This is a genomic window from Bacillus sp. F19 (genome assembly GCA_023823795.1).
Classification (GTDB): domain Bacteria; phylum Bacillota; class Bacilli; order Bacillales; family Bacillaceae; genus Bacillus_P.
In genome coordinates this window covers 36,012-48,360 of the sequence record CP085711.1, presented here as the reverse complement: position 1 = coordinate 48,360, position 12,349 = coordinate 36,012, and the positions used below count along the sequence as shown (strand labels likewise).

At 36.5% G+C, this 12,349-nt stretch carries 6 protein-coding genes; 1 reads left to right on the top strand and 5 read right to left on the bottom strand.

Going from position 1 to position 12,349, the window contains the following annotated elements:
• Positions 1–52: 52 nt before the first annotated feature.
• The 5 genes from LIT25_26250 to LIT25_26230 form a co-directional block, all read right to left on the bottom strand.
• Complete coding sequence (locus LIT25_26250) at positions 53–571, bottom strand: hypothetical protein (protein USK36643.1); 519 nt, start codon at positions 569–571, stop codon at positions 53–55.
• 205 nt (positions 572–776) lie between these two features.
• A complete protein-coding gene (gene radC / locus LIT25_26245; GenBank protein ID USK36642.1) occupies positions 777–1,229 on the bottom strand; it encodes a DNA repair protein RadC in 453 nt (150 codons plus the stop codon).
• A gap of 635 nt (positions 1,230–1,864) precedes the next feature.
• The gene (locus tag LIT25_26240) at positions 1,865–2,422 is read right to left on the bottom strand and encodes a S8 family serine peptidase (protein ID USK36641.1); all 558 of its coding nucleotides are present in this window, start codon (positions 2,420–2,422) and stop codon (positions 1,865–1,867) included.
• Between the two features lie 464 nt (positions 2,423–2,886).
• A complete protein-coding gene (locus LIT25_26235; GenBank protein USK36640.1) occupies positions 2,887–9,654 on the bottom strand; it encodes a S8 family serine peptidase in 6,768 nt (2,255 codons plus the stop codon).
• Between the two features lie 116 nt (positions 9,655–9,770).
• Positions 9,771–10,304 (bottom strand): hypothetical protein, encoded by a 534-nt coding sequence (locus tag LIT25_26230; GenBank protein ID USK36639.1) that lies wholly within the window; start codon positions 10,302–10,304, stop codon positions 9,771–9,773.
• Positions 10,305–11,074: 770 nt separating this feature from the next.
• Between LIT25_26230 and LIT25_26225 the strand changes: the two genes are divergently transcribed.
• Entirely contained in the window at positions 11,075–12,319 is a 1,245-nt protein-coding gene (locus tag LIT25_26225; protein USK36638.1) for a helix-turn-helix domain-containing protein, read from the top strand.
• Positions 12,320–12,349 lie beyond the last annotated feature (30 nt).

The window sequence follows — 12,349 nt, the reverse complement described above, 5'->3', positions numbered from 1 at the left end:
AAAAGGCTCTTCACATATATTATGGAAAGTCATAATTTTTAATATCGATTACTCATTTTTTTCCATTCTTTTTAACGTGCTCTGTGCGAATAATCATGGGGCCCTTTTTATCATTCTTTATGTTTTCTAAATACTTAACCAAATACGTTTCTGTTATTTTTACAGGTATATATCCTAATCTCAGTCTAATGATATTTTCAACAACAAACATTTTTTTGGACAAATATATATAATTTCGGCCGGTCTCTTTTTCTATCTCTTCATATCGCTCTGTGTCATCCTGTTCACCAGCCAGATGGAAAATTTTCATATGATGATACATATCGCTTCTTTCTTTTCTGATAAACTTTAACATATACAAAAGCTCGTAAGTTGAAAAATTCATTAATTCTGGAGTGTTCTTATCAATATAATGATCGGCTACAAATTCACTCACCCTCACTTCCAGTCTTTCATTGTTCTGCATTGCCCTATTTGAATTCACTCTCATATCACAGAACCCGCAGTAATACTGAAATTCATTCATTTTTTTAATGTTACTTCCGCAATATGGACATGTTTTCTTATTCATTCTTGTTCTCCTCCTTAAGGGATTAAACATGGTTAATAAATTTGGATTGAGCTGCGGCAACAGCCAATAACAGGCTCGATGCCTGTATCTAATACTTGAAAAAACGAATGTTTTTCTTCCATTCGTATAGGATTATAAATTTATTCATAATCTTTAATCTTTAATTTTATATAAACAAAGGGGCTATGCCCCTTTGCTCTAAATCTTATAGATAGCCTTTTTCTTTCAAGCTTATATGGTTTCCTTTATGGGTTACAATGATATGGTCAAGAAGCGCTATTCCTAAGGTCTTCCCTGCATCAGCAATTCTCCTTGTAACTTTTATATCTTCCATGCTTGGTGTTGGGTCACCGGAGGGATGCTGATGACTGACGATAATAGATGCCGCGTTGTTTAAAATAGCTGATTTCATCACTTCTCTTGGATGAACAACACTTGCATTTAAACTTCCCACGTGTGCACGGTGTAGCCCTATTACCTCATTTTTTGTATTAAGCATCATGACGAGAAATACCTCTCTGTCCTCATCTGCAATATAGGATGCCGCAAGCTTCTCTGCATCCATTGGAGAAGTTATCTTGTATGCGGCAAAAACTTCTTTTGCTTCCCTGATTTCCTGTCTGATTCGCACTACTTCAAAAATAGATTCTAAAGTCATTCTTCATTCTCCTTTGTAATAATGATTTTGGATATTGCTTTTCCTTTTTTCTTGAATGTTTTTAAGGTTGTTTCATTTCCTCCTTTTCTTTTTAATCTTGGGTTGTCCCTTTTGAAGCCGAAGCGCTGATGTTCCCCAAAGGGGGATGATTTTTCCCCTTTTGCAAGGAGAACGAAAAACACGTATAGGCAATCGGTCAAGGGATTAGCATAAAAAGTTTTTTATGTTGCGAAAGCGATTTTAATAAAAAAGTTTTTTGCCCCTTGATCGATTGACTCGCCGTCTTCGTTTCCTGTCGGAAAGGTTCGGGTACCTGCCGGCTGGAAAAGTAGTCGGCTTGCGCTGTTTTACGATTTGGATTCAAAAGGGAAAAGAACAATGAAAAAGCAGCCGTAAATGGCTGCTTACCCTGCAATCTAATATGCTTTTATCCCGTCATTTTCTGGCTTTCATGTTTTCGGCTCGTTCGGTATGGCGGCTGACCGCAAATGGGACAGGAACCTACGGAATGTTGGTGTTTTCCTACAGACCGTGGTTATCGGATCATTTAATGCCGAAACGACACGTACAGCATGACAGAAAGAAGATTTCCCTTTCTGATCAGTCTGTCGTGCCGCCGCCAAAATAAATTGCTTTTAAAATAAGCCTAAGCTGATCGCTCCCGTGTCTTCTTTTATGGTCTTTAGATTTCCTTTTTTATCATATTTTCCTTCCGTCTTATCGACTACTTCGATTCGAGTTTGAGAATGAACCGCTTCGTACGGATCAACTTGTCCTGCCCCGACTTCAAATACACTATAGTCCCCATTTAACGGATCAGCTGTATTCATCAGTTTTTCTTTCACTTCAGATGGTGTGGCCTTCGGATCGGCTTGTAATAACAGCGCGGCCACGCCTGAAACGTTAGGAGCCGCCATTGATGTACCGGATAGGCGCTCGTAGGCGTATTGATAATTCCCTATTTGATCGGGTCCATGCACATAGGACGGTACAGTCGATAATACTGAAACTCCAGGTGCGGTTACTTCCGGTTTAATATCATACAATACTCGGGATGGACCACGAGAGATGAAGTCAGCTAATACATCCCCTCTTGTTATTACTTGACTCGCATCACCAAAATGGAATGTGCCATTGCCGGAAGTTAATTTCCCTTTGATTGCTGTTCCTTGTTCATAATTTAGAGAGAACATTGGAATAGAATGATATCCTTGGGGTTTGTGTAGCAATGGAACCAAATCACGCAATAAGCATTAGCGGACATAACGGAATCCTATCATGAAAAAGAGATAAGATTCCGTTATGTCCTTTTCCTAGTATGTTAAAGGGCGTAATCGACCATCTCTGATTTCATCAGGAAGGATAAACGAATAACGGCCCACTATGTTGATATACTCATTCCAAGTGGATGACAACCTAGCAACATCATCCTCCTCGAGATCAGAAAAGCACCTAATTTATTTAGGCGCTTAATACTGACTTACATGGAAGCAACTTTATGTTATCTACATATGTGAAAAAACAATTAAATTGAATAAAAATAAAAGCTGGGTATATCTCGATTTTTAAAATCGAGATATGGTCCCAGCCTTTTTTTAATTTGTTTGAATAGTGGTTATATCAGGGAATTCGCCTCGTTATAACACCATTAAACTTATTACTTGATTGTAACAGTTTTTGTTACCTTAACACCTATATTACCTGCTTTATCAATCGCGTATGCAGTAATAGTCCATTTACCTTTTTGTTTTGGTAAATTTACTCCAAAAGTACCGTTACTTGCTACTTTTACTTTTACTACTTTCTTGCCGATTTGTACAACAACCGTTGCATTTGCTTCAGCTTTTCCTTGTACTTGAATTTCTTTAGTTGTTACTTTCACACTTGAAATAATCGGTTTAGCTGGCGCTGTACGATCTAAAACTGTAGTTTTAGATGGAGTACTTTGATTTCCTACTTCATCTTTAGCATATACTGTTAAAATTGTACCTGCTTTTTGTTTAACTAATTTAATACGATAAACTCCATTTGAATCTGCTGTTCCTGTTCCAATTACCTTCGTTTTATTTTTTACAATAACAGCTGCATTCGCTTCAGTCTTACCACTGATTGAAAGGTCATTATCATCGATATTATTGATGAATGGTGCTTTTGGAGCTGTACGATCAACGATATTTACAACAGTTAAATCAAATACTCTTGTAACGCTTGAAGTTCCCTTAGTGATCGTAGCAGTTAACGTAACTTGACGTCCTCCTGGCTTTTTAGCTTTTTGGCGGTTTACCTTTCCATCTGTCGAGATAATTTTTGGATCACTTGAAGACCATGAAATTGTCGTATCATAATTACCTGTTGTTGGTAAGTTTAGATTCGTTGTTACAGCATTTTGATCTGTATTTTCTTTCTTAATCGCATTCCACACAAGAGAACCTTTTGCTGCTTCTACAACTGCTGAAGTGTCTGTATCCTCACTTCGTACATAGAAGGAATATTCATTTGCAATACCTTCATCACCTAAACGGAAGATTGCAGTTAAAGAGACTCCTGTATTTTGTGATGGTCTAGTCACCTTTCCATCAGGAGAAATCACATCTGGATTAGTAGATATCCATGTAATTGATACACCATCGTTTCCATAGCTTGTTGGTAATACTAAATCTTTTGTAATTTCTGTTGATAATTTATTGTCACCTAGTAAATCCGTTCCTAAAAGCGAATGATATGCTCGAAGTAAAATTGTTCGCTCTTTATTTTCTGTATCTTTTAGAACCGTTACGTTAAACGTTTTGTATACAGTTGTTGTATTACGTGTAATTTTGGCAACAAGTTCTACATGTGCATCATCTTCATCAAACAACGGTTTGTACACACGTCCTTGATTTGTGACATGTTTTACATCATCAGAAGTCCATTCAATTCTTGATCCATTTGAACCGAACTTAGGTAGTGATAATGCACTATTCAGATCGTTTAGATCAATGTTTTCTCCACGTATTATATTCCACGTGATATTAGAAGAATCTTCATTTGCTGCAATATCATCATTCGTTTCTTTTCCTGCAACTGTTACATTGAATGTTTTCACTGCAGTTGAACCACCAACTGTTGCTGTCGCAATCAGTGTCACACTTGTATCTTGATCTGGTCGAATGACAGTTCCGTCATTTTTAATTACATCTGTATTGCTACTATTCCAACTGATGATTGCATGATTTGCTTCATCAAAAGTTGATAATGCTAAATTTGTTACTAATAATGATTGATGTTTGTTTTCTCCTTTAATGCGATCCCATGTTAATGCATTTGCCGCTTTGGTTGCTAACGGTTGGTCTGCTCCTTCAGATGAACCCAAACGATATACAATAATGTTTTTTACAAGTGGATGAATACCAGCCATTGCATGCGCTGGGTTACTACCAACGATACTTCCACCATCAATTTCAAAGAAGTTAGCGCCTGGTTGTAGTTCACCTGTATCGAAGCTAAATGTTCTTACACCCGTGTCCATTTCATAGCCTTGTGGTATATCCATAGTAGCTGGATTATCTACTGGATTCTCTCTCCAAGCTGAATTATTATCAAATAAATTTTTGAATGTTGCTTTTTCGCCGTTTATTGAACGATTCCAATCATGCATTACAGCCCAGAATCGGTCTTGAGAAGCCGTTACAGTTCCTTTTAATGTATATGTTGAATCGTACGTAAAGAGTGTAACTGTATCATTATTTTCATGATCAATAATCCCGTTATCAAATTTGATTTTTGGAATATAAGCATTTTTATGAATCTTAACATCAATTTTTGTTTCATTTCCTAAAAAGTCAACCATCGTAATCGGGAACGTACTATCTCCTTGAGGGGTAGCCCCAATATCATTGTATCCAGTTGGTTGATTTTGGAAATAATAACTATCTGCTGGAATATTCCATGATGTAATCCCGGTTTTTGTATAACCGATGCTTGTGCTTGATACTCTATTATTAGGATTTCCAAGTAATAAAATTGGAGCAAGTACTGGGTCCGTACTATTTAAATTCCCATTTGGCGTTTGAATGTAACCACTAATTATTGGTTCTCCTTGTTCCGAATAAAATACCTTATTTGCATCATAAATTTTTGCACTGCTCAATGACTCTTTCATCGTAATCGATGCTGTTTGACTTGAACTCTGAACTTTTTGAATTGCGATATCTTGTGTCTTGCTTTGTCCATTTAATGTATAATTTAGAGTTACTTTACTTGAAGCTAATTTTACAGTAAATGGATATTCACTTACATTTCCTAATGTATCGGTTGCGATTAATTTAATCGTATGAGTATCTTGTGTATCATCACCAGTCGCACTTGGTAACACAACAGGGTATCTGAATGTTTGAGTTAATGTACTGTTGTTTGAATTCGCTCCCATTGATTTTGGTGCGCCGCCATCAACTGAAAACTCGACTTTAAATCCTCTTGAATTACTGATTAAATCTCCTGCAGAAGCGTTCAGCATTAACGAGACAGGATCCCCATCGTTTTTCACAAAAGCTTTCATGGAAGTTGTATTTAATGACGTAATGGTTGGTGCATCTGTATCCAGATATGTCTGAATACCAACCGCCGGAACTCCTGGATCCGTCCATTTTTCACCTTCTGCCATTAGAAAATATTTCACACCATATTTACCTTTTGGCGTTGTCGATGGGATGGTTACTTTCCCTTTAACTGAAAACTCCTTATAGATACCGAAGTATGGTTTTTGTGTGACATTTTGTGTCATATCAATATCGATTGGTTCTCCAACGATTGTACTATGATCATTGTAATTTCTTAATATGACTGCCTGAATACTTTTCACACTATCAGCACTTCCAACAGCATTGAAATTCAAATTAAAGGTGTCACCTGGTTTAACGTTCGCTTCCCATGCCATACTTGGAGGATTGTCATTTAATGTTGCAGTTGATAAATCAATCCAAGCATGTTTACTTGTTTTATTGACAATAATTACATGAGCTTCTCCCATATTACCAGCTTTATCAACTGGTGCTACATGGATAATATTTAAACCTTCTACTAAGCCAGGTACTTTTAATTCATATGAACCATCTGCATTTTGTTTCACGTTTTCTTTATAGCTAAATTGTTCAGACCCATTAAGTGCCATGTACACATTGCCGCCAACATTACCAGCGTCTCCGTCATTCATCGTCCATCGAACTGTATAGCTCCCTGTATCCGTTGTTTCAGGCTTTGTTTTTTCATCATAACCTGCTGAACGAACAACATTCATCTTTGGTGCAGCTGTATCTATATACATTGGCATATACATTGTCTTTTGCGGTTTTGGATTCGGCCCGTCTGGCGTTGCTGTAATCGCAAAATAATATTGTCCATCTGGAACTGGAACTGCTTCATTCCATCCATACCAAGTCCAGTCTGGTGCAAGCCTTAATGGCATGCCATTTGTATAAGGGTCACCTTTTGAAAGCCAGTTGCTATCTGATAAATGAGTGACAACATTATGATCTTTATCGACAACATCCACTTTTAGATTGCGTACACTTCGTAGTAACGCAAGTGCTGGAACTGGGTAAAGACCTCTAGGAATTACATAGTATTTATCTCCTAGTGCGATTTGTGCTGGTGAAGTTGGTTGACCAAATAGTTCTTGATAGGTGAAATAATTGCCTCCACCTGTAACAGCTAATTGCGTACCTAAGTTGGATGCTGTCCAAATGTTAGTATCTTTATTATCAATTACACTTGGCTCATTCCAATCACCATAAAATCCGTTATACGGAACATTTAACGTTGGAAGAGTGTCGTCAGTTGGTGTTAAATACACATATCCTTCGACAAACGTATTTTTGACAGTTGAATCAGCAAGTGAAACGGTTACTTCCACTCGTTTATTTGAATTTGCCGGAATCGTAATTTCCTTTTGATCAACTGTTAATTTTGCATCTTCTAGATAACGACTACGAATATTATCCGAATTTGCTTTCCCTGCATCTTTTAAATAATCAGTCATTACTGTACCGTTTACTTTGTACGTAACCTCTTTATTCGAAAGATTTTGAGCCGTTAATGTGAATGTCGCCGTATTGCCAATTTCTTTTAAACTAATGCTTCCTTTACCATCTTTGCCTGATACAACAACTGGTGATTTCAACGCTAAATCTGGTCGAATCATCCCTGCGCCTTGGCGTCTTGGTTGGTACTCAGTCATGTAATCTTGACGGTCTGCTCCATTTTCCTCATTTATATAATCTCTTTTTGCTGGAATCGCAGTGTTCATGATTAAATTTTTAGTTAATTGGGCAAATGCTCTTGTACCAGTTGGATAACCCTTTGCGATTAACCCTTGCATAACATCTGCAACCGCTCCCGCAACGTATGGAGCTGCCATTGACGTGCCATCTTGGTTTTCATACGTATTATGTTTATCTGCAGCGACACGTACAGATGAATAAATCGCATGTCCAGGTGCCATTACTTCAGGTTTTAACAATAAATCACTTGTTGTTCCCCAACTTGTGAAGTCTGTTGGCTGACCTGCATTTGATTCTCTAAAGCCTGACCCTAATTTATCATTTGTAATCGTAAATTTAACTGGTTTTGGAGTTGCTGCATATGATCCTGGTCCTGGCCCTGGACCTATACCGCCGCTGTTTAGCTTTTTATAGGCATCTTCCAACTTCACTCCATCTTCATTGCTGATAAACGTATATGGAATTAATCCAAATCCAACTGGATTATCAAGCGGTGCTTTATTTGGTTGGTTATAAATGATGACCCCTGCAGCACCTTTTTTCTGTGCATTCACAACTTTTGTTGTCAAGTTTAACGTACCACGTTGAATTAAGACGATTTTTCCTGTTACATCAAGACCATCGTAATCAGATAGTTGACCAATTTTTGGCGTTCCATCTGTGTTATTCCCTAACGACACTAACTCAAATTCTTTCGTTGTGTCATTGTTCCAATGCCAATCGTCAAGACCTTCTCCAGTGAAAGATCCGACTGTTCCTCCCGCTGTTAAAGCAGCATTTGATGAGAACGTATACTTATGACTAGTTACGATATTATTTGCTGCTGCAACCGTAAATGAATCCGGATACACTCCAGGAGTTCCAATTTTATTTAAATCAGGTGTTTGCCCGATTTTTATGCTTTGTCCCATTCCGCCTGAACGGTCAGCATATGCATTTGAAGCATTACCTGCTGCTACAACTACAATGTGACCTTCATCTGTTGCATTTCGAATTGCAATTCCTACTGGATCGTTAGGGTTTCTTGTATCAAATGAAGAAGATGATCCAAGACTCATGTTAATAACATCTGCACCTAATGAGGATGCATGGTCGATTCCTTTTATAATATCTTCTGTTAACGCACCTGGTTGCTTATCAGAAAACACTTTCTCTGCGATAAGCTGTGCTTCTGGCGCAACCCCTTGAATCACTGGTCCAGAACCAGCTGCAATACCTGCTACGTGCACACCATGTGAACTTGTATTTGAGTCTGGAAGTTCAACGTGTGGTATAACATCACTATCTTGATCAGCCCAGTCGTACCCGTCGACAACTTTATATGATGTTGTACCATCTTCTCGTTTAAATTTTCCTGTTTTGATTCGTGTTTTACTCATGTCTTTTGGATCTGGGAACGCTTCGTGTGTAAAGTCGATACCTGTATCAACGATTGCAATAAGCATACCTTCACCTTTGTAACCAGTAGGCTTTCCTACTGCTGAACCATTCCATACATTTTTAATCCCCGTTAAATCATGTTGTTGATTTACAGCAGGATAAAATTTCTGTTGGATTGTCACTGCTTTAACATTAGGTAATGATTTTATATTTTCTAAATCTTTGTATTTAATATCGTTAATACTAAATCCTTTCATAACCGTATTAAATTCATGCTTAAACTTGATACCGTTACTTCCCGACTTAGCAAGATCTAAGGTACTCATGATTTCATTTTTCGTTGACTGAATTTCTTCTTTTACAAGACTTTTCCCCTTACTTACTGACATTGGAGTAACACCAGCTTGACTTGCAGTCAATTGAGGTACTGTTTGTCCTTTTAATTGAACAATAACAGAAACCTTGTCATCTGGGTTATACGTTTCTTCTTCTACGTTTAGCGAGTCTTTCTTTGCAAATCGGTTTTTCTGTTCTCTTTCATACTGTGCTTTGATACTCTGTTCGCCTTTATTCCTTAAGGCTTGCATGTCATCTGAAGTGATGGCTGACGAACTTGGAAAGTTTTCAGTATTACTTACCTTAATTCCTGCTTCAGAACCTTGGTCTTCCGCAACAATTGGCGCTTGTCCCGGATTTTGATTTTCTTCTGCATGAACGAAAGTAAAATTCGACATTACAAGAGCGGCTATCGATAATGATGCAACACTTTTAATCACTTTTTTCTTCATAATTCTTCCCCCCCATTTCGAGCATTTCAACCGTTTAAGTCTGCTGCTCATTTACCTTTGGAACATTTAAGTTTTTTGAATTTTCTCTATTCACTTAAATGTATATTTATATTATCTCAGCCTTCTATCACAGCCTCCCAGAATTTCTTAGCATGCTTTTTGTCCGTTTTCACTGCGATGGCATTAACGCTATGGAGCTCTACTTTTTCCGTTGCTCCAGTAGTCACAGCCTCTTCGGCCGCTTCGCTGACAGATGGATTAACTTTTCCGGATTCCTCTGTTACAATCATTGGAATACTCGACTCATGAGAGTCATCATATCCATATTCAACCAATTTCGTGATGTTAAACAGCTCCTCATCCAGCTGGTTTGCAGCTAGAAATGGAGTAGCTTCATCTGGAATCAAATAATAGTCATCACCAATACTTTTCGTCATATATGATTCTGGTGTTCCGTCCTCCCTTGGTAGTAGAGTGTTAACAAGTAATCCATCACTATGTTTTTCTACATAAACGACGTCACCGGTGATCAGTGTGACCTTGTGCGTCTCAACTATCCTGCTTTTCTCCTGCGACTGGGATGTCTGGGTAGCAGTCGATGCGGTAGCGGTGTCATCATTAGCAAATGAATTCGTAGTACTTGTTCCCAAAAGTAGTGAGGAAGCCAAGCTTGCGGTTAATACGCTAAGCATTTTTTTGTTTCTTCTTTTCCCCATAGAAACTAAACAACCTCTCCTTTTCCTAATAAATAGTAGACTACTATATTTGTAAAAATGTGAAGGTATCGCAATAACGACTTGACTTCACATTTCATACACAGATTTGTCTTACAACATGAGCCTTTTAAAGTCTCTCAACTATCTAGTAAAATTGAGAGGTAATCCACCGATTAATCAATATTCAGAAATATTACTTTATTATTAGTCGTTTATTTCTGGATCGCTTTTCGTTTTTCAAAAGTGAATTGGTGTAATACTTGATCTACTTGGGGTTCTGTCACTGATGCGCTGTTGGAAGTGGTTTCGATGATGGAAAAATTACATTTCCCTAAATTTTCAAACAACTTCTATAACAGTAATATTAATAACTTTATTAGTATATTGCAAAGGGGGTTTATCTAAGGACTATTGGCCTAGTTTTCTCTTGAATATAAATAATATTGAATTGATAGATTTTATAGAAATAGATTAGAAAAATCAGAATTTGAATTGTGGTTTTCATTTTTTTAGTGTGATATATTTTAAAAATTTGGGAGGATAGGTAACATTTGACTAGCAAGAGTTACTGTGAATGTTATTGAAATCGATAAAAATATTGTTAAAATTAAATACAACGATATTAGTACACGAAATAAGATAAATAAAGTAACTGAAAGATCATGAAAAGTATTCTAATGAGGTGAAAACAAGGAGAGGGCATTATGATTCAAGGAAAAATTATAAAATTTCACCGTGAACTTCAAGGATTAAAGCAAGAAGAATTAGGGAACCAGATTTGTTCAAGTACACATGTAAGCAAGATTGAACGTGGTATTACAGAAGTATCAGAAAAAACACTCGGATTGTTAGCTAAAAGACTACAAATCGATATGCAGGTAGAGATCGATACATACTTAGGCTTGGATTTACTGATAAAAGATTGGCATGATTCCATTATTTTTAAACTAAATTCAAAAGCAACAAGCATAAAAACTAAGTTGGAAGGAATCAAGTTTTTAAAAATTCCTGATTTTTATCGATCATACACACTAGTTCTAACTAGATATTATTTATTAATTGGAGAAAGTACGATTGCTAAATCCTTGATCGAGGAAATGGACAGTTGGCAAGAACTTTCGCTATATGAACAAAACATGCTATATCATATTAAGGGGAAATTTTATCTTGATTATCACAGAGAATTTAATCAAGCAATTTCTTATTTAAAGAAAATTAATATACGTTATTATAATAATCCTGAATATTATTATGATTTAGCTTATGTCTATATGTTTATGAATTCCCAAATACTAACCTATCATTATGCTAATAAAGCGCTTCAATTTTTTAATAGTGCAAATAGCTTTAATAGAATAGTTGAAACAAAAATGATAATGTTGATTCAAGTTGAAAATGAAGAATTTTTTGATACAAAAGATTCTAGCTACCCAAGATTAATTGAAATGGCCGACAACTTTGGTTTAAATGATCAAAAATCAAAACTACTACATAATTATGCTTATCAACAATTTCGGAACGGATGCTATGAAAAAGCATTCGAAAATTATAGTCAATCCTTGAAATTACGTGATCCTTCTCATCCTCATTATCTAGTGACATTAGAAGGATATTTAAATGCTGCTACAAAGTTAGGCTTACTATCTGAAATAGAGTTGCTAAAAGTAGCGCAAAAAGGTCTTTCATTAGCAAAGAAATTAAAGGATACAATGGTTTTACACCTTTTTCAGTTGCATATATTTAAGATTCAAAATTTAACCGACCAATACTATCATTATCTAGAGACAGTTGCGTATCCGTTATTTAAGAATATGGGTAACAGCTATGATACGGAGACTTATGAAATTAAGCTGTTTGATTACTATTTAGAAAAAGGAGATGTTGAACGGGCTAATCAGTTTGCTCTGTCAATAGTTAATAGACTCCGGAAAAACAACACGTTTGTTTAATACAATAGATCTAATCTATTAAAAGGGTTC